Origin of the sequence: Geodermatophilus poikilotrophus, assembly GCF_900111455.1 — a bacterium.
In the GTDB taxonomy this organism is placed as follows: domain Bacteria; phylum Actinomycetota; class Actinomycetes; order Mycobacteriales; family Geodermatophilaceae; genus Geodermatophilus; species Geodermatophilus poikilotrophus.
In genome coordinates this window covers 419,147-438,559 of the sequence record NZ_FOIE01000001.1, presented here as the reverse complement: position 1 = coordinate 438,559, position 19,413 = coordinate 419,147, and the positions used below count along the sequence as shown (strand labels likewise).

General features: G+C 73.4%; 14 protein-coding genes. 7 read left to right on the top strand and 7 right to left on the bottom strand.

Going from position 1 to position 19,413, the window contains the following annotated elements:
* Positions 1–5 precede the first annotated feature (5 nt).
* Both BMW27_RS01955 and BMW27_RS01950 read right to left on the bottom strand, forming a co-directional pair.
* Positions 6–1,004 carry a YihY/virulence factor BrkB family protein gene (locus BMW27_RS01955; RefSeq protein ID WP_091438245.1) on the bottom strand — a complete coding sequence of 333 codons (999 nt, stop codon included), beginning with the start codon at positions 1,002–1,004 and terminating at the stop codon, positions 6–8.
* 49 nt (positions 1,005–1,053) lie between these two features.
* Entirely contained in the window at positions 1,054–2,448 is a 1,395-nt protein-coding gene (locus BMW27_RS01950) for a cytochrome P450 (RefSeq protein ID WP_091438242.1), read from the bottom strand.
* A 211-nt stretch (positions 2,449–2,659) separates the two neighbouring features.
* Between BMW27_RS01950 and BMW27_RS01945 the strand changes: the two genes are divergently transcribed.
* Complete coding sequence (locus BMW27_RS01945; RefSeq protein WP_091438240.1) at positions 2,660–3,628, top strand: LLM class flavin-dependent oxidoreductase; 969 nt, start codon at positions 2,660–2,662, stop codon at positions 3,626–3,628.
* A 206-nt stretch (positions 3,629–3,834) separates the two neighbouring features.
* Positions 3,835–4,314, top strand: a complete 480-nt coding sequence (locus BMW27_RS23620) for a LysM peptidoglycan-binding domain-containing protein (RefSeq protein ID WP_217638014.1) — start codon at positions 3,835–3,837, stop codon at positions 4,312–4,314.
* Between the two features lie 236 nt (positions 4,315–4,550).
* Here the strand turns inward: BMW27_RS23620 and BMW27_RS01935 are convergent, their stop codons facing one another.
* The 4 genes from BMW27_RS01935 to BMW27_RS01920 all read right to left on the bottom strand — a co-directional run bounded on the left by BMW27_RS01935 (position 4,551) and on the right by BMW27_RS01920 (position 9,427).
* Entirely contained in the window at positions 4,551–4,925 is a 375-nt protein-coding gene (locus tag BMW27_RS01935) for a hypothetical protein (RefSeq protein WP_091438237.1), read from the bottom strand.
* Between the two features lie 343 nt (positions 4,926–5,268).
* On the bottom strand, positions 5,269–6,129 hold the full coding sequence (locus BMW27_RS01930) for a hypothetical protein (protein WP_139206808.1): 861 nt from the start codon (positions 6,127–6,129) through the stop codon (positions 5,269–5,271).
* A 532-nt stretch (positions 6,130–6,661) separates the two neighbouring features.
* Positions 6,662–7,444, bottom strand: coding sequence for a hypothetical protein (locus BMW27_RS01925; protein WP_091438232.1), 783 nt, complete (start codon positions 7,442–7,444; stop codon positions 6,662–6,664).
* Positions 7,445–7,642: 198 nt separating this feature from the next.
* Entirely contained in the window at positions 7,643–9,427 is a 1,785-nt protein-coding gene (locus BMW27_RS01920; protein ID WP_091438228.1) for a gluzincin family metallopeptidase, read from the bottom strand.
* 327 nt (positions 9,428–9,754) lie between these two features.
* On the opposite strand from BMW27_RS01920, the gene BMW27_RS23165 reads away from it, so the two are divergent.
* Together BMW27_RS23165 and BMW27_RS01910 are read left to right on the top strand one after the other, a co-directional pair.
* The gene (locus BMW27_RS23165; protein ID WP_091438225.1) at positions 9,755–12,193 is read left to right on the top strand and encodes a patatin-like protein; all 2,439 of its coding nucleotides are present in this window, start codon (positions 9,755–9,757) and stop codon (positions 12,191–12,193) included.
* 165 nt (positions 12,194–12,358) lie between these two features.
* The gene (locus BMW27_RS01910; protein WP_091438222.1) at positions 12,359–13,231 is read left to right on the top strand and encodes a thermonuclease family protein; all 873 of its coding nucleotides are present in this window, start codon (positions 12,359–12,361) and stop codon (positions 13,229–13,231) included.
* 720 nt (positions 13,232–13,951) lie between these two features.
* On the opposite strand, the gene BMW27_RS01905 is transcribed toward BMW27_RS01910, so the two are convergent.
* Positions 13,952–14,614 carry a class F sortase gene (locus tag BMW27_RS01905; protein ID WP_091438219.1) on the bottom strand — a complete coding sequence of 221 codons (663 nt, stop codon included), beginning with the start codon at positions 14,612–14,614 and terminating at the stop codon, positions 13,952–13,954.
* A gap of 1,187 nt (positions 14,615–15,801) precedes the next feature.
* On the opposite strand from BMW27_RS01905, the gene BMW27_RS01895 reads away from it, so the two are divergent.
* The 3 genes from BMW27_RS01895 to BMW27_RS01885 all read left to right on the top strand — a co-directional run bounded on the left by BMW27_RS01895 (position 15,802) and on the right by BMW27_RS01885 (position 19,409).
* A complete protein-coding gene (locus BMW27_RS01895; protein WP_091439733.1) occupies positions 15,802–16,050 on the top strand; it encodes a hypothetical protein in 249 nt (82 codons plus the stop codon).
* Positions 16,051–16,939: 889 nt separating this feature from the next.
* The gene (locus BMW27_RS01890) at positions 16,940–17,908 is read left to right on the top strand and encodes a hypothetical protein (RefSeq protein WP_091438215.1); all 969 of its coding nucleotides are present in this window, start codon (positions 16,940–16,942) and stop codon (positions 17,906–17,908) included.
* A gap of 4 nt (positions 17,909–17,912) precedes the next feature.
* Positions 17,913–19,409, top strand: coding sequence for a phage tail sheath family protein (locus tag BMW27_RS01885; protein WP_091438212.1), 1,497 nt, complete (start codon positions 17,913–17,915; stop codon positions 19,407–19,409).
* Positions 19,410–19,413: the final 4 nt, after the last annotated feature.

The window sequence follows — 19,413 nt, the reverse complement described above, 5'->3', positions numbered from 1 at the left end:
GTGCGTCATCCCTCGCCCGGGAACGGGGGCGCGCTGTCCGCCACGACCGCCCCCCGCGCACCCAGCGGCTGCTCGGGCCCGACCGTCGAGTCACGGGCGGTCTGCCGCTCCGTCTCGGCGTTGACCGCCGCGCCCACGATGACCAGGAAGACGGTCGTCCACAGCCAGAACATGCTGATCGCCACCCCGGCGAGGGACCCGTACGTCGACTGGTAGCTGCCGAGGCGCTCGACGTAGGCGAAGAGCCCCGCCGTGGTGGCCAGCCAGAGCACCGTGGCGATGGTCGAGCCCAAGGTGATCCACCGCCAGCGGGCCTCCTTCCGGTCGGGTGCGTACCGGTACAGGACGGCGAGCACCACGGTCACGAGGACGGCGAGTCCGGCCCAGGACACCACCGGCAGGACGGTGCGGACCGGCCCGGGCACCCCGGCGAGCGCTCTGGAGCCCGCGCCGGCCGCGGCCATGACGGCGCCGAGGAGGAGGGCCCCGCTCAGCACGAACACGAGCGCGAGCCCGCTGCGACGCAGGAACCCCCGCGTCTCGGTCTCGTGGTAGGCGAGGGTCAACCCGTCGATCAGGTAGGTCATCGCGGTCGTCGCCGTCCACAGCGCCACCACCAGGCCGGTCAGCCCGCGCCAGGTGAGCACCTGGGTGGAGGCGGCCGTGATGGTCGTGAGCTGGTCGGCCACCACCAACCGGAGGTCGGCGGGCAGCACCCCCGCCACGCTCGACAGCTGCTGGAGCGCCTGCTCCGGCGTGTTGACGGCGCCGTACACCGAGATCGCCGTCACCAGCACCGGGGCGATCGAGAGGACGGCGAAGAAGGCCACTCCCGCGCTCTGCACCATGAGGCGGTCGCTCAGCACGTGCCCCGCGACGCGCCGGAGGATGCGGCGCCAGCCCGCGGCGGTGATCCGGCGGGGCGAGTCCGCGTCGCTCGGCCGGGGATCGTGTCCTCGCTCCGCTGCCCGCAGGGCGCGCCCGTCGTCCCGAGCCCAGGTCATGGCCCATCCCACCTGCGGCCGGGACGGGCCGCACACCCCGCTGCCGGGCTCAGGCGGGCCCGGTCCCGATCGGCTCCTGGTCGGGCCGGCTCGCGCCGGACCCGGGCCGGGAGAGCGGCGTGGTCGGCCCGAGGACGACGGGCAGGGACTCGTGACCGCGCAGGATGACCGTGCCGCGGCGGCGCCCGGGACCCGCGGGGCCGAGGTCGGGGAACCGCTCGAACAGCGCCTGCAGCGCGACCTCGCCCTCCATCCGCGCGAGCGCGGCGCCGAGGCAGAAGTGGATGCCGCTCCCGAAGGCGAGGTGGTCGCGCGCGTTGGGGCGCGTCACGTCGAAGACGTGCGGATCGGGGAACACCCGCGGGTCCCGGTCGGCCGCGGCGAGCAGGAGGATCAGCCACTCGCCCTCGGCGACGGGGACCCCGTGGACGGTGGTGGGCCGCCTGGCCCGTCGTGCGGTCCGCTGCACCGGGGGGTCGACGCGGAGGACCTCGTCGACCGCGTTCGGCCACAGCGACGGGTCCTCGGCCAGCAGTCGGCGCTGGTCGGGGTGGGCGAACAGCAGGGCGGCGCCGTTGCCGATGAGGTTGACGGTCGTCTCGAACCCGGCGCCCACGACCAGCGCGGCCGTGGCCCGCAGCTCGGTCTCGGTGAGGCCGCCACCGTCCTCGTCGACCGTGGTCACCAGGGCGGACAGCAGGTCCGGGCCCGGGTCCCGGCGCAGTTGCTGCAGGTGCCCGCGCCACCAGGTGTCGAGCTCGGCGAGGCTGCGCTCGACGTCGCGGTGGGTCGACCAGTCCAGGCCCATGTCCAGGACCGGCGCGGCGCGGTCGCCCCAGGCGAGGAACTGCTCGCGCATCGCCACCGGGACGCCCAGCACCTCGGAGATGACCGTGACCGGCAGCAGGCTGGCGTAGCGGGCGGCGAGGTCCACCTGACCGCCGTGCGCGGCGGCCTCGCGCTCCAGGTCGTCGAGGAGCTCGTCGGCGATCTGGCGGGTGCGCTCGCGCAGCCCGGCGACGGCGCGGGCGCTGAACGCGCGGCTGACCAGCCGGCGGTAGCGCGTGTGCTCGGGCGGGTCGACGGCGACCATCGACGGCGGGTCGATGGGGCTCACGCTCGGCCGGGGCCCGGCCAGCCGCAGCGCCAGCCGCAACACCGGCGGGAGCCGGTCGGTCCGGTACGCACCGATCTGCCCGAAGTCCTCGCTGCGCAGGACGTCGGTGCACACGTCGTGGTGCACGCTGACGCGGGCCAGGGCCCCGTCGGCGAAGGGAGCCGCCGTCCGCAGCCGTTCGTAGTGCGCGTACGGGTCCCCGCGGAGGACCGGGTCGGTCATCACCTGGGCGTCCGGGTTGCCCGCGCGGGCCTTCGCCCGGATCGCCACCCGCATCGCTCCGTGGGTGGCCGCCCAGCGGACCGCACTGCGCACCACGTCGTCCATCGCCCTCGCCCCCCTCGGCGGCCGGGTCCTGCCCGGCCGGCGTGCCCTCATCCTCGGGGACACGGCCCCCCGGTGCCAGCGTCGACGGCGCCGATCCCGCGGCAGGGGTCGCTGCCGTCCGCTGGCGGCGATCGCGATCCGCCCCGACACGGCGTACCCCGGCTCCGCTCCGGCCGGAAGCCGGACGACCCGTCCCCGGTTGGCCCCTGCTGTGAGGCTCTCGCTGCTCGACCGCTCCCGGACCCGCGCAGGCTCCCCCGAGGGGGCCGCGCTGACGCACACCGTGGAGCGGGCGGTCGCGGCGGAGGGGCTCGGCTACCACCGGTTCTGGGTTGCCGAGCACCACGGCGTGCCGGGGATCGCGTCGGGAGCGCCGGCGGTGCTGCTCGCGGCGATCGGGGCCCACACGGCGACGATCCGGCTCGGGTCGGGCGGGGTGATGCTGCCGCACCACCAGCCCCTCGTCGTGGCCGAGCAGTTCCTGGTCCTCGCCGGGCTGTACCCGGGCCGGATCGACCTCGGCCTGGGCCGCTCGCTCGGCTTCACCCCGCCCGTCCGGCGCGCCCTCCGTCGCTCCGCCGACGAGCCGGACACGTTCGCCGACGACGTCGTCGAGCTCCGCAGCTACCTCGAGCGGACCGCACTGGTCACCGCGCACCCGGTCCCCGAGGCGCCGGTCCCGCTGTTCGTGCTCGCCACCGGCCGCGGGGTCGAGGTCGCCGCCCGGCTCGGGCTCCCGGTCGTGCTGGGTGGCCCGGTGCTCGACCAGCCGGACCTGGGGGACCGGCTCGCGGCCTACCGCCGCGACTTCCGTCCCCATCGGGATGGCCGTCCGCACGTCGTGGTCTCGCTCGACGTGCTCGTCGCCGACACCGATGCCGAGGCCCGCGAGCTGGCTCTGCCCGAGGTGTGGGCGATGGTCCGCTCGCGGCGCACCGGCGTCTTCGACGTCCTCGAGCCGGTTGCGGCCATCCGCGACCAGCGCTGGGACGACCGCGTCGCCGGCCAGGTCGAGCACGGGCTCGACGCCGTCACCACCGGCAGCCCGGAGACGGTCCGCCGCCGCCTCGAGCAGCTCGCCGATCGCACCGGCGCCGACGAACTGCTGGCCACGGGTGCCACCTACGACCGCGCTGCGCTCGCCGACTCCGACGCCTCGCTCGCGGGGCTGCTGGCCTGAACGGACCAGCAGCCCCGGCTCGAGGCTCCCGTCCCAGGACGCGGTCAGGGCCGGGGCGGCTCCGGACGCCCTCACTGCGTTGACGTCCCGGTGACGTACCGGCCCTAGCGTCGGGCGCCGACGGCACCCGTCCGGCGACAGCTGCACCGGTCAGCACCACCCGCGACCGGGAGGAGCGCCGACCGCCGGCCCCAGGAGGAGACCTCGTGGACCCGTACGGCATCCAGCTCCGTCAGCCGTTGCCCAAGGACCTCATCGGCTCCAGCGTGGCCATCGCCGCGATCGGGACCGCGTTCGAGGCGTCGTACGGCTGGCGCCTCCTCTCCAACGGGCACGAACTCGCCGGGGGCTTCTTCCAGGCCGGTTCGATGGGGTTGCTGGAGTCGTTCGTCCACCACGCCGAGGTCCACACCGACCACATCGGGCCGGCCGACTTCCAGCTGTTCGGGGACGACCCCTCCGGGGAACGGCCGCCGGGCCTGGACACCCAGACGGTCCCCGTTCTGGTCATCGCCGGGATGCGGGGCTACCGGGTGCACCAGGTCGTCCGGGGGGACACCCTCCACGCCATCGCCCGTCAGTACGGCACCGACGTCCGACGCCTCACCGTGGCGAACGAGCTCCCGGATCCGGACCGGATCCTGGTGGGCCAGGTCCTCCGCGTCCCTCAGGACCTGGGTGGGTGAGGACAGCGACGCACGTGTGCGGCCGTCCCGGTGATGCCGCGGTGACGGCTGCCACCCGGCGTCGCCCGGACGCCCGGGCTCCGGGACCCCCGTGACCGCTCGACGCGGAGGGGCGTCAGGGGAGGACGTGCAGACGGCCGGACGTCGATGGGCAACACCGGCCGCACGCCGCTGCGGTGGCGGCCAGTCCGGTCGACCTCGCCCTCCAGGCGAGCCACCGGGCGACCTCCGGCGCGTTACCTGCCGCCTTCTGCGCCGAAGTGGGCCGCCGGATGCTGCTCGCCCAGCTGCACTTCGGGATGGGGGTCCTGCGCCGCGTCGAGACGATCGCCTTTCAGGACGAGCGCAGCGCCGTCAGGGAGATGACCGTCTACCTGCGTGTCCGTGACGACGCAGCGGTCTTCGTCAACGACGCCGGCGTCGAGTACTGGTTGGTGCCCCTCACCCTGATGCGCCGGCGGACGCTGGTCGACTTCCACATGCCCACCGAGGACGACCAGCCGGTCAGGATGCCGGGCCTGCGACTGGCGCAGCAGCTGGACGAGTCGATCCTGATGGCCGCTGCAGCGACCACGACGCGGCAGCTGCATCCGGTCGTCGTCCTCGGACACCCGCCCGTACGACCGCGGACGTCCGTCCATGCCGCGACCCGGGCGGACGCGGCTGCAGCGCCCATGGGGCCGGGTGACGGCGTGGCCGGTCGACCGAGCAGGGGACACCCGGACGTGGTGGAGCCGTCACGCTCGCCCCGCGCCGGGACCGGCGCCGGGAGCCGGCCCGGATCGCCGGCACCCGCGGGCTGCCGTCCCCCCTGTGTGGTCATCGCCGGGCCGCCGAGGGTGAGGCGCCGGAGTCGACCGAGGTCAGGGCGGACCCGAACGGGATCGGCGTCATCGCAGCAGCTCCGCGGCCCGTGGCCCGCTCCGGCGCCCGAGCGACTGGCGGTCGCCGAGGTCACGAACCGCCCGTGGGCGTGTAGGTCTTGCCGCCGACCGAGTCGAAGACGGTCTGCGCCTGCCGGTCGACGAGCCCGGTGAACAGCTGCTGACCCGCGCCGAAGACCACCGCCCAGGCGAGGATCTGGGGCGTCGTGTCGAGTGCCGTCAGCCCGGGGACGAACCCGCCCCGCATCAGCATGAGGCCGAGGACGGCGGTCAACGCCCCGGTGGGCAGCTTGAGGACGATGAGCGCCACGGGGACGCCGAACGGCGTCGACGAGCCGCGCAGGTGGCGCAGGGCGACCGCCCCGGTGACGCCGGCCGCCACCAGCCCGATGACCTCGATCAACGGCACGTCCCACGAGGTCACCGTCTTCCGCACGGCGTCGTCCACGTCCTGCTCGGCGTCATCCGGAGCGGGCAGGCGGCTCTGGCCGGTGGGGCAGACGATCACGCGCTCGCTCGACAGCTCGACCTGGGGTTCGAAGCACAGAGCGACTGCTTCGGGCCGGAGTGCTCCCAGCACCCCCACCAGGCCGGCGATGACGAAGAGCAGGACCGTGGCTGCCGCGAGGACGGTGCGGAAGTTGCGGATCCGCTGTTGTTCGCGCTCTGCGGCCGAACTCGCCGCCCGGGTCGCAGCGATGAGGCTCTCGCGATCCCGCTGGGTCAGGACCCGGCCCTCGTCCCTGAGTCTGCGGGTGAGGTCCTCCACCTGGCTGCGGCGGGGGTCGTCCGCCGGCAGGTGACGCTTGACGTGCGCTTCCAGGCTCGGGAGCTCACCGCAGACGTACTCCAGAGGGGCCCGACGCAGCAGATCGGCTTCGGCGGCGTGCAGGTTGCTCGCGACCCTCCCCAGGCGGGCGCCGGTCCGCATCCGTGGTCCCTCGGCCGTGGCGGCATTCCGGACGGCTCCGATGTGGACCCGGATGGCGTTGGCGAGGTGCCTGTCGGCGCCGTGCTCGGGTTCACCTCGTCTGCCGGGCGGCAGGTCGTCGATCCAGTTCGACAGGGTCTCGACCTCGGCTGCGCGGGCGAGGGCCTCCTCGCGCCAGGCGCGGGTCGTCAGGTCCGGACTCGCGAGGCGTGGTGCGTGCGGGAGGTGTGTGGTCCTGCGTTGGGCCGAGGTCGGCTGACCGGCCTGGGCGGTCGCACCGGTTCGGTCGTCCTGCGGGGAAGTCATCGGAGATCTCGCCTCACTCCACGACGCGGGGAAGACGTCGGCCACGCGACGTGTCGACTGCGGCCGAAAGTCGCTGCACGACCGGGCCGGCACTCGTCCGGCCGAGCGGACGATCCCTCGGGTCCGGTGCCCCGGCACGCCCCGGGAGGGCGGCGTCTCCCGACGGACCGCCTCCTCGCCGGCACCGAGCACGACCGCCGTCTCCGGGACGTGCCGACGGGCTCGTTCACCACTGGTAGAGGTGCTGGTTCCACTCGGGATACCAGCCGGTGCCGTACACGACGCCGCCGTCGGAGTCCCACACGGCGACGTGCCCGCCCCAGTACACCGTCTCGTCGAGCTGGAAGACCGCCCACCAGCCCGTGCCCTCCTGCAGGGTCCGGCTGGTCCGGACCGCCTTGGACTGGAACCACTTCCACATGTTCCGGGCCCGGATCGGCCGCTTCGCCGAGGTGCCACACCGAGCCTCGATGTGGGGGTTGGGAGCGGCCAGATCCGAGAAGCCGGCACTGATGAAGGCGTCGGACAGGAAGTGCGCGCAGTTGTTGGCGTACCGGTCCCCGCCCGCGCAGCTGTCCGTCCAGTGCGCCCCCACGGACTCCAGGGTGGCCGCCGCGGCGAGCTCCACCGTGTCGGTGCGGTCGTCGCCGCGGCCGGGCGCGCGCGCGAAGTCGGCGGAGGGGGGCGGGACGACGTACTCCATCCCCACGCCGAACGGCGAGTGCGGATCGGTGGAGGGCGGGTACGAGTCGCCGACGAGGAACGGCTCGATGCGGAACGCCTGAGCCCCCGGGCGGATCCGGAGCCGGACGCGTCCGTGCCCTGCTTCCTCCTGGTGCTCGACGTCCGCCTTGGGCACGGAGTACAGCAGTTGCGGCGACTGCGCCACCACCACGTTGCCCGGCAGGTTGCGGTCGTCGGCGGCGTACCCCTCGATGAGCAGAGCCGTGGAGTGACCCTCCGCGGCGAGCTCCATCAGCGTGGTCAGGTTCGCGTCCCGTGCTGCCATGACTGTTCCTCCGCTCTGCGGTCACCACGGCCGGATGTCTCGTCGTGCTGTCCCCGGTGACCTGGGCGCGGGCCCGGCCGACTGCCCGTCGGCTCCGGGGCCGCGCCCAGGTCGGGGGAGTGCTCCGCCTCGGCCGGGCCGCCCGTGGTCCCCGGCACGTCGACCGGGCGGGCACGGGAGGAGCGGCGGCCCTCCTCGTCAGCGGTTCGGGAGGCCCCCGTTCCCCGGGAGTCGGAGCGCGACGGAGGAGCTGCCGACGGCGCGGAGGTGCTCGGCGATGTCGCACCGCCGACGGACGAACCGGAGCGCTCCACCGCCGACCGCCTTGACGGCGAACGGGCACCCGGGCCGGTCGACGAGGACCCTGTCCTCGGCGGCCGAGTCCGTCCTCGGCGCCCGCAGCGACCCCAGAGCCGAGCGGTGCGTCTCCTGGAACCGGCTGACGGCTCGCCGGAAGGCGCTCTGTGCGGGGTCGTCCGCGCCCAGGTCCTCGGTCCAGGCGGGCGGGTCCGTGACGAGGAGGACGGCGTTCCAGCAGTCGTCCAGGACCAGCGTGCCACCGTTGAACACCGACACACCCACGAGCTCGGGGCCGTTCTCGCCCCAGACCTCCTGCTGGACGACGTACTCGTACGCGTAGTGCAGGTAGCGCTCGGTGACCGCCCCGGTCTCCACCCCGCTCCGGGCGGCGTCGGCCTCCCGGACCGCGGTGCTGAGCTGCGGGGTGAGCAGGCGGACCCCGGGGCCGGCCGGGATGCGCAGCGCGTCGGCGTGGTGGGCGACGAGCGCGGCCCGGGCACCGACGCTCAGCGCGTCCCAGTCCTGGAAGTTCAGCCCGATCCCGGGTGGCGTGAACGCCAGTTCCGGGTCCCACAGACCACGCCGCTCGAAGACCCGCTGGGCGATGTCCCGGGACAGCGCGTCGTTCGGGAAGAGCCGCTGGTCGGCCTCGTACACCATGCGGGCCAGCACCGGCATCGTGACGCCCGTGGGCGGCACGTAGGAGAGGGCACGCAGGGTCATCCGCCGCAGCCGCCGGGTCGCGGTGACCACCGCCTGCTTGAAGGAGTCGAGGTCCCGCCGTCCCTCGGGGTCGGGGCAGTCGGTCTCCAGGACGGCGTCGACGAGCTCCACGAGGATGTCGTAGACGGCGGCCGTCCACACCGTCGATCGGGCGTGCGGTTCCTTGTCGGCCTCGTCGTACGGCGGCCCCTCCAGGGCGGATCGCAGGTAGGCGGATCCGCTGCCGCGCAGGCCGATCCCGAACTCCTCGGCCAGGCCGCTGACGAGCGTCGGCCGGCGCATGTCCCCGCCGGAGTCCGCGAAGATGCGCTCGACGACGGGTGCGTGCTCCAGCGCGGAGAACAGCGCCAGCAGGTCGCCCAGGGACTCGTGCAGCGCCGCGGCGTCCAGTTCCGCTGAGTAGAGGAACAGCGGGCGGAAGGAGTCGAAGACGGCGTGCCCCAGCTCGTGCGCCACGATGTCGTGGGACAGGCAGGTCCACACCGTCGCCGCGCGGATGGGGGAGCGGAAGTAGCCGAAGTTCAGCGACGGTGACATCCCGTCGTAGTAGGCGTTGGCCCCCTCGAAGGCGTGCGGCCGGATCACCAGGGGGCCCCCGTGGCGCCACTGGATCTCCCGCCCCAGCGCCTCCTCGAACGCCCGGAGGGTGTGGCCGGCCACGGCGAAGACGTTCACCTGGTGGAACTGCGCGTTCTCGAGCAGCGGACGCTCGGCCGGTGCACGGTTGAACTCGCCGTAGGTCAGCGCCAGGCCGGGGTCGGACCAGTCCGCGGAGTCGAAGACGGGGTTGTCCAGGTGGTCGGCGTCGCGGACCACGAACTTGCTGGACCCGGTGCCGAGCAGGTAGTCGGTGTCGAGCGGGAACGGCCAGTCCTCGTGCAGGTGCTCGCCGCCAGCATCCCGGATGGACGGGTCCTGCAACAGCATGGCCATCGGCTTGGTCGCCTTGTGCTCGATCATCTCTTCCCCATCCTCGGTTGACGTGAGCAGTGGGTGAGCTGGCGCTCGGCACCGAGGGTCCGCTGCGGTGCGTCACGAGTTCGTCATCGCGGCATCACCGACGGCGCCCGGTGGCGGCCCCTCGAGGGCCGAGGGCGTCCAGGCGGCCGGCCGCCGGCCCGCGGGACGGGGTGACGGCGTCGTGACGTCGCAGTGACACGGGGACTGCCATCGTCAGGCTCCAGGTGACGGCTGGGGATCGCTCCGTCAGGACCTCACCCGAGTCCGCGACGTGGCGGCACGGGTCCTGGGGATGTCTCCACCGGGAGTTGCGGACGGGAGTGTGCGATGGCCACCAAGCCGGAGCTCCGGTTGGCCCTGGCGATGCGCGGCGGTGTGAGCCTGGCGGTCTGGATGGGTGGCGCGTGCAGCGAGGTCGACCGGATGCGTCGGGCGTCCTTAGGAGCGGGGCCGCAGACCTCGACCTACGGACGGATGCTGGACGCAGCCGGGTACGGCTCGGTCGCCGTCGACGTCCTCGCCGGTGCGAGTGCCGGAGGGCTCAACTGCGCGCTGATGTCGTGCAGCGTGGTCTACGGCATGCCCTTCGACGGTCGCATCCGCGACCTGTGGCTGCGCCTGGGGGACATCGGCCGCCTCAGGCGGCGTGCCGGCCTCCGGTCACCGGTGTCGCTCCTCGACGGCGACCGCGCCTTCTACGGGGCACTCGCCCCGCAGTTGCTCGACCTCGTCGGGCAGGTCGACGCCCCCCCGGGCCGGGCACGGTTGGACACCGTGCTGACCGGGACCCTGTTCTCGCCGGTGCCGCGCACCCGCTACCAGGACCTCGGTCCGCCCCTGGTGGAGCGGCGCAACCGCGCGTGGTTCCGCTTTCGGCACCTGGGGCGTGACCTGTCCGACTTCCCCGATCAACCCCCGGACCGCGACGAGGCGCTCCGCCGGCTCGCCTACGCTGCGCGCGCCACCTCGTCCTTCCCCGGCGCCTTCGAGCCGGCGAGCGTCGGCTTCACACCGCCGGGCGAGAACGGAGATCCCCCCGCGGGACTCCCCGGCACCCACTACGGCACCTTCAGCGAATCCCGCACCCGCGACGGCGAGGTGGACCGGGACCACGTCATCGACGGCGGCGTCCTGGACAACATCCCGGTCGCCTGGGCCATCCGGTCCATCGCGGCCGCTCCGGCCGACACACCGGTGCACCGCTGGCTGGTCTACCTCCAGCCGGTGCCGTTCGAGGCACCGTCGCCCGCGGCGAAGCAGGGGAGGGCCGACCTCCTGACGACGGTCCGCCGGGCGCGCAGCCTCCAGGGCGGCACCGAGGTGCTCGCCGACGACCTCGACGAGCTGGAGACCCTGCAACGCAGGGCGCTGACCCGGCAGGGGTTCCGGCAGGTCCTGGAGTACGCCCTGGGTCAGGTGCCCTCCGACCAGACCCGCGCTGCCTTCCTGTCCGGGCTGTACGAGCGAGCGCTGGCCGCCGTGCCGGACTACCGGCAGCGCGCCGGCCTGGTCGAGGCCAGCCGCGTGCGTGCCCTGTGGATCGACCCGCTGCCCGTGCTGGGCGCCGACCCCCTCGGGTTCCGCGGGACGACGAGGACCCCGTTGGCCTGCTGCGCGGACCCCACGGCCGTCCTGGCCACGCTCCCTGCCGCGGGTCCCGAGCTGGTGCTCAGCGGGGAGACCCCGGCCGGTGAGCCCCGGCGGATCCTGGCGGACCTGGGGCCCCGCTTCCGCTCGCCACAGGTGCTCGCCCGGACGGTCGCCGTGCTGCTGGACGGCGCTCGGGAGCTCGGCGAGCAGGGGCTGAAGGTCAAGGGGGACCTGTACCAGCTCCGATCGCGGATCGAGGCGCTCGTGGCCGAGGCCGACCGTCGCCTCGCGGCGGCGCCGACGGCGAACCGCGGCCTGGAGGACGCCGAGGAGCTGGTTCGTCGGGCGGCAGCGGCAACTGCAGGTGCGGACGAGGGCTGGCCGACCTGGGACACGCTGTGGCAGGACCTGGTGGCGCAGGCGCAGGCTCTCGCGGCTGCCGCCGGCAATCGGCCGGTCCGGGCGTTCCTCGGGTGCCTGGTGGGAGCAGCTGCCGGCTGCGAGGGCTCTGACGAAGCCACCGCCGCGGTGCTGGCGGCGACCGAGTTGCTCACCGGCCCGCTGCGGCCCGACCCCCTCGCGGAGACCGCTCCGGTGCGTTTCCACATGCTGTCCGCACAGAACCAGAGCCCGCTGGTGAGCGACCCGGACGGGAAGCCCTTCTCGGTCGGGGACAAGCTCGCCGGCAACCAGTTGAGGAACTTCGCCGCCTTCCTCTCCGCGCGCTGGCGCCTCAACGACTGGACCTGGGGCCGGCTCGACGCCGCGTGCAGCCTGGTCGACATCGTCACGGAGCCCCGGCAGGGCGAGGACGTCCTGCCGGCCTTGCGTGACATCGCCGGCCTACCAGAGGCGGCGGAGCTGGCGCAGGTGCGGGACGTCCTCGTCAGGCAGCTCCACGACGAGATACTCCGAGAAGAGCTGCCGCAGTTCAGCGGACTGGGGGCCGGCCCGCCGCCCGACCACCAGGCGGCGCGTCCGGCTTTGCGGCCAGGTGCCTGTCTGGACACCTCCTCCCTCCTCGAGGCCGGCAGGGCGACCGTGCCGCAGCTCGTCCGCGGTGAACCGGGCCGGCTGCCGGTCATCGCGGGTCTGGTCGTCGTCGGTGCACACGCGGTCCTCGGCTCGCTGACCGCTCGGGCCGTCGGGCACTTGCGGGGCAACCGGCACGGCTGACGGCCCGGGACCGGCGAGACGGACCCTCGGGCCTCAGGGCTGGACCGCCCCGCTCGCGCTGTCCGCCGGGCCCCTCGTCCTCATCCAGGCGCACGTTCCGGGGAGCGAGCGAGACGGGCGGGACCCAGAGCCTCCGACCGGAGGACGACGAGGAAGGAGGGTGCCGTGCCCCTCACCCTGCTGCGAGGACAGTTCCGGATCGTCGGGACGTCCCCCGACGGTGATTCCATCCGGTTCTACCCGGCCGACCCAGGGATCTGGGCCCGGGCGCGGATCGAGGTACGCGCCAACGCGCACGGCGGGGTCCAGCTCCGGCTGGATGCCGTCGATGCCCTGGAGACGCACTACACCCCGCGGTCCAGCCCGCACACCTGGCGTCAGAATCCCCAGGTGGGCAACGGCGCTGCCGCCGCGCTGCTCGAGCTGCTCGGTTTCGGCGACGTGGTCAGGGACGAGCAGGAGACCGTCACCGCCGCCACCCCGAGCGCGCGACCGGGCGCCATCCTGACCCGGTTCGCCGACAAGTACGGTCGCGCGGTCGCCATGGTGTTCGCCGACGGGCAGCAGCCGGCCGGTGACGACGGCGCCCCGGTGTTCCTCGATGCGGTCGGACTCAGGACCTCGGTCAACTCCCGGCTGCTCGAGGCCGGCTGGGCGTACCCCACCTTCTACTCCCGGCTGTACCACGATCTCCGGGACGCGCTGGCCGAAGGGGCGCGGACCTCCCGCGACGCGGGGAGGGGCGTGTGGGCGGCAGACAGCACCAACGCGGGGTTCGAGCTGCGGTCACGCGAGCAGTTGACGACCGAGCTGGTCCTCCTGCCGAAGCTGTTCCGACGGCTCGCGGACTACCTCGCGCTCGACAACACCGGGGGAGTCGACCTCGGCGGCTTCGTCGCCTTCCTCGCAGCCTGGCCCGACCGCCTGTTCACGGTCCCGGACGGGCAGTCCACGAACCTGGACACCTTCGTGGAGGTGCACGGCCAGCACCTGCGCCTCACCCGGCCGCCGGAGCGACTGGTGTTCCTCGAGAAGTGAGGTCTCGCCCAACGGCGGGCGGGTCCGAGGGGAGCACTCCGCGGAGCATGGGTCGCACCCGGCGACGCCATCCGTCGTAGCGGGAGGGCGCGGGTGGTGACCGGGGGTGGTCCGGGATGCCGGGGAGGGCGGCGAACGGGCGCCGGTCGCCGCCCGGTTCCGGCTCCCTCCGCCGTCTCGGCCCCCGATGGCATCGCGTCGCCATCCCGGGATCCTCCCGCCCGCCCACTCCGCGGCCAGGGTGACGGCCGCGGCGTCCAGCTCCCACCGTCCCGTGAGGACCTCGGTCTCTCCTGCGCGGTGCAGGAACCCCCAACCGCGGTCGATCGCATCCGCCTGGTAGGCCTCCGTCGCCAGGTTTAGTAGTCCGCGATGAGCGCGGTCAGCGGCGCTTCCTCACACGGGGGTGGCTCCCGGTCGTCGACGGCTCCCCGCAGCAGCACAGGCGCGGGGTGCGGCGCGCCCAGCGAGGATCCCTCCTGGAGACGGTCCTGGGGCGCTCCTGCCAGCCATTCGGACGTGCACCATGCGAGGACCTGATGGTTCGAGGAGGTCGATGCCCTGCTCGGCCCCGTCGACACCGCCGGCGGCTCCGCCGAGCTCCCTCGACGCCACCAGCCGTGACGACTCCGCCTCCATCGACATCGGGTTACCCGTGTCCGGTACGCCGAGCTTGCTCAGCCGGGGTCACCCGCACGGGACTCGGCCGACGGGCGGGGGTCATCGGGACCACCCGACGAAGCGGGCGTAGACCACGACGTTGGCCAGGTACGCGCGCTGGGCGCGGTCGAAGACGCCTCCGCAGGTGACGAGTCGGAGCACCGGGTCGCCACTGGTGCCGTACACCGCCTCGGTGGGGAACGCGGTCTTCGGGTACGTGTGCACCGACTCGACGGCGAAGACGACGGAGCGACCGTCGGCGCGTCGGACGACGACGGCGTCCGACGGCGCCAGGTCCGGCAACCGGTGGAAGACGGCAGGTCCTCGATGGCTGTCGACGTGGCCGAGGAGGACCGCCGGGCCCGGCTCCCCCGGGGAGGCCAGGTACTGGTACCAACCGGCCGGGGATCCGGGGTCCAGCGGTGGTACCGCCACCGTCCCGTCCGGGTTCAGGCCCAGGGCGATGAGTTCCGTGTGCACGCCGATCCGTGGGATGTCGAGCCGGACCGGCACGGACCGGGGCAGCGCGTCGACCGGCGGCCGCAGCCGGGGCGTGCTGGTTGCGTCGGGGGTGATGTCCACCGGGAGCGACGGCGCGGCGCGGGCCGGCTCCGGTGCCGGGGACGACGCGGGGGCACGCACCCCTAGCAGCAGCAGGACCAGGCCGATGCCGGCGAGGACGGCGCCGACCACGAGTGCGACCCGTCGTCGGTCGCCGCGCACGGACGTGGGCTCCTCGGCTCACCGCCGTCGGGCGCCGGTCACGACGGCCCGTCCGCGGGAGGCCCACCACGAGCGGGCACGCTCGTGCGCCGACGCGCGGCATGGCCAACGATGAACCCGGCCACCAGCAGGGTGCTGCCGCCGACGACGACGAGCAGGACGTCGGGCCCTGATGCCGCGCCACCGGCACCGGTCTGCGGTGCTCCGACGGGCGTGCCGGGCGACGTGGTCCTCGTCGGCTGGGCACCACCGGTCTCCGCAGGAGACGTGGCGGGTCCAGCGGTGGCGTCCCGCCCGGGAGGTCCACTGGGACCAGGAGGTCCGCTGGGTCCCGGAGGCCCACTCGGTCCGGGTGGGCCGGTTGGCCCCGTCGGTCCGGTCGGCCCCGCCGGGCCAGTGGGTCCCGGGACGACCGAGGTCGAACTGGCCCCGTTCGGAGGCGGAGGGGGTTCGTCACCCGGCGGAAGGAACCAGCCGACCAAGCCGATCAGGAGCGCCAGGACCGCCAGCGGGTACGCGAGGTTCCATCGCCGCGGCGGACCTCCTCGGGCGTGTTCTCCTCGTGGGCCTTCCGGGTCCGGCGTCCTCGGACCCTCAGGGTCGTAGGCTCGCGCGCCTTCAGGATCGGACACGGCGCACTCCTTTCCGCCCGGAGGCATGGCCGGCCGGCGAGGTGGCCCCGTCGCGGTTCTCCGTGGTGGGACCACTCCTGCCGGGCTGTGGCAGCGCCTCGTGCAGGACAGCACGACCGGTGTCACCGATCTGTCAACGACGAGGAGAGCGCCGGGTGGGACCGCTCCGGCCGCCCGTCGGTCATGACCTGCCCTGGCCACCCACCGGAGCCAGCCGATGTCCGGTCGGACATGCCGGTCACAAGGCGGAGGCTCGAGTCCGTCAAGCCCGTGCGGCTCGACAGGCGCCGCACGCGCCCGAACCGGTGACGGCACGTTGACATCGACGTGACGCGTGCGGCCGTAGCGTCCTCGCGGCGTGGTGCCGCGACCGAGGTCGGCCGGAGCACCGCGGCCGCCACGCCTGAGTGCCCACTCGACCCCGCTGTCTGTGAGGCGGAGCCGCGTGGGTCGTCCTGAGGGGAGCCGGGGTCGGGGTCGGAGGCCGGTGCCGACGTCCCGACGCAGGCCCGGTGTCTCCCGACCGGTGGCGTTCGAGGAAGAAGGGTGACCCCCATGGCACTGATGCAAGTCGCTCGGTACTACACCCGATGGGACGTCGACAACCACGACGGTCGCATCGCGCTGTACGACGCCGGCAACTCGCAGCTCGACAACCGGACCTACTCCAACGCCCAGGAGTTCCAGGTGATCGTCGAGATGCTGCGCTACGAGAAGCCCGTCTGGTTCGACGACGAGGTCAAGCACATCCGGACCGGGTTCGGCGCGACAGGTGAGCCGACCGGCGAGGAGGAGAAGACTTAGACGTCGGCTGGCGTCCCTCCGGTCGCCCCGCGACCGGAGGGCGCACGTGCCCAGGGCGAGCGCGGCATGCACGCACGCCGGCGGCGGAGCCGGCCAGACCACGTCTCGCCAGTCGTCAGCGAGCCGGGGAGGAACTCGTCGAGAGGCCGCTCTGCTACCGGTTCCCCCGCTCCTCCAGCCCGGGCCGGGGTCCCGCCCCTGCGGGACCCCGTGACGTCGAATGGTCGGAACGGCGGACGGCGCGCCTGCCGCCCAGCGCAGCGCCGGACCATCCCGCGTGGTCGGAAGACGACATCGCCCGGAGCGGCGCAGTCCCGGCGAGACCACCGAGATCCTCCCGACCCAGGGTGGAGTCGCCGATCGCAGCGGCGCCGTCGTCCTCGGCAGCTCCCCACGGGTGACCTCCTCTGGGGACCACTCGCTGCCGAACCTGCCCGCGGACGGTCGCAATCTCCCCGTCCCACGACGTCCCGATCTTCGTCCGCACCGCTCCCTGGTCGACGACCGCGGGAGTGCGCTGAATGGAGCCGCTCGGTCGTCGAGCGGGCTGTTCGCACGCCCGCCGGGTGTGACGCGGCGGTCATGGCCAGCTCCTCGCTAGGGGAGGAACGGCCGAGAGACGCCCGCGGCCAACGTCCCCGAGAGCCACATCCGACAACCGCAGCCGACCCGGCACCGCGATCGGGGACGCGCCCACGCATCACGTCCCCGAGTGGGTTGGCAGTTCCGTCGACGGCACGGATCGCCCGGAGGTGACGCCGCCGTGACGCTGCGGTGACGCGCGTGGGCCAGCATTCGCGCGGTGACCCCGCGAGACCTCGGTCTCACTCCCTGAGGGCTCGGCAGAGGGAGCCCATGGTGGTCGCCAGCCGGAGCGGAGGGCAGCGGAATGAGCATGCGGGACGACCAGGCCGCGGCCAGTGGCTCCGCGACCAACGCTTCGGGCGGCCAGAGGGACACGGCGCAGTCCCGCGCCTACTCCGCGGGGGGGCAGTCGGACCCCGAGACCCGGACGAAGCCGTCCGAGCCGCCGGAGAACCTGGCCGAGATGCTGCCTGCCATCAGGTTGCGCCAGTCGCAGCTGTCGGTTGGCGTGGACCGGGACAAGGCGGCGCTGGCCGGACAGCAGATCCGGCAGCAGACGGGCAAGAGGCAGCTCACCGACCTGGAGCGCGCGGTGGGCGAACTCGAGAAGGCGCGGGCCGAGAGCGCCGCTGCCGTCAGGGACACGGACCAGGCAGTCGAGGCGGCCCAGCCGCTCATCAAACAGCTCGGCGACGACATCAAGACGAACCTCAAGGAGAAGGTCAAGAACATCGACGCGGCCATCCGCGACAAGCGGAGCAAGGTCGACTCCGAGTGGAAGGAGCTGGACGAGCGGCAGACGAAGCGGGACGAGCAGCGGCTGGTGCAGACCCGGAAGCAGAGCGCCTACGACGATGCGAGCGCTCGTCTCGTGGGGCTGCCCGAGGCCATCAGGAAGCTCACCGGCCGCCTCAAGTCCCGTCGGCCGGAGCTCGTCGCCGCGACCACGGCCGGGGACGCCAGGAAGGCCTGCGTGATCGCCGCCGACATCCAGTCCGCCGTGACCGAGCTCGACCGGCTCCGAGGTCCCGGCTGCGAGACCGAGCTGGTCAAGGCCGTCCACGCAGCGGCAACAGCACTCGAGACGGCCAACGGCGACCTGGCCAAGGCCGAGAACGCGGTCGGTGAGACGCAGGCTCAGGTCGCCGCATCCGCCGCCGACCAAGCAGCACTCGAAGGGTCCCGCGCCGGCGACCTGCAGAAGCTGCACGAGGCGCCGCCCGACGCCGCGCCCCAGGGGACGGCCACCGACCCCGAAGCCCAAGGAGCGTAGGCCCATGCCCACGCAACTCAGCTATCCCGGTGTGTACGTCGAGGAGATCCCGAGCGGCGTGCGGGCCATCACCGGGGTCGCGACGTCGATCGCCGCGTTCGTCGGCTGGACCCCGCGCGGGCCGGTCGACCAGGCCGGCCACGTCTTCTCGTGGGGCGACTACGACCGCCTCTTCGGCGGGCTGCACCGCAACAGCACCGTGAGCTACGCGGTGTCGCACTTCTTCGCCGCCGGCGGTCAGGAGGCCTACGTCATCCGCGTCGCCGACCCCGCCGCCACGTTCGCGTCGACCACGGTGGGCGACGTGACCCTGACGGCGACCGGTCCGGGCCTGTGGGCGGAGGACTACGTCGTCGACGTCACCCCGATCGATGGGGAGCCGGGCCGCTTCGGTCTGACGATCTCCCGTTACCCACCCGGCGGCAGCAAGCAGCTGGTCGAGGCCTTCGAGAACCTCTCCGTGGACCCCGCCGACTCGCGGTTCGTGGAGAGCGTCGTCAACGAGGAGTCCGAGATCCTCAACGCGCAGGCGCCCGAGGACGGGGGGAGCATCTCCCCGGTCACGGACCAGAGGCTCGACGGCGGCTCGGACGGCGACCCGCTCCTTCCCGACACCGACGACTTCTGGGCTCAGGTCGTGCCCACCGAGGCGGACGAGGACGGTCACCTCGGCGGCGTGTTCCACCTGGACCGGGTCGACCTGTTCAACCTGCTGTGCGTCCCAGGACTCACCGACCTCGAGAGGCTGGCGCAGTTGGCGGACTTCTGCCAGAGGAAGCGGGCTTTCCTCATCGCCGACGGCGGCACCACGACCAACGAGTCGACGGTCAGGCCGATCACGGGCGCCGCCGGCATCAACGCCGCCATCTACTACCCGTGGGTCAGGATCGGCGACCCCCTCCAGGAGGGACGGGCCCGCGCCTTCCCCCCGAGCGGCCTGGTGGCAGGCATCTACGCGCGGACCGACACCACCCGCGGGGTCTGGAAGGCGCCCGCGGGCATCGACGCCAGCCTCGGTGCCGTCCGCGGCCTGGTGAACACGCTGACCGACCCGGAGTCCGGGCAGCTCAACAAGAGGGGCGTCAACGCGCTGCGGACCTTCCCGGTCTACGGCTCGGTGGTGTGGGGCGCCCGTACCTGCCGCGGCAACGACGAGATCGGCTCGGAGTGGAAGTACGTGCCGGTGCGCCGGACCGCGCTGTTCATCGAGGAGACCCTCCGCCGCAGCCTCGCGTGGGTCGTGTTCGAGCCCAACGACGAACCGCTGTGGGCCCAGATCCGGCTCAACGTCGGTGCGTTCATGAACGACCAGTTCCGCAAGGGGGCCTTCCAGGGCGCCACACCACGGGACGCCTACTTCGTCAAGTGCGACAAGGAGACGACGACGCAGAACGACGTCAACCTCGGCATCGTCAACGTCGTCGTGGGCTTCGCGCCGCTGAAGCCGGCCGAGTTCGTCGTGCTCAAGCTCCAGCAGATGGCTGGACAGGTCCAGGCCTGAGGAG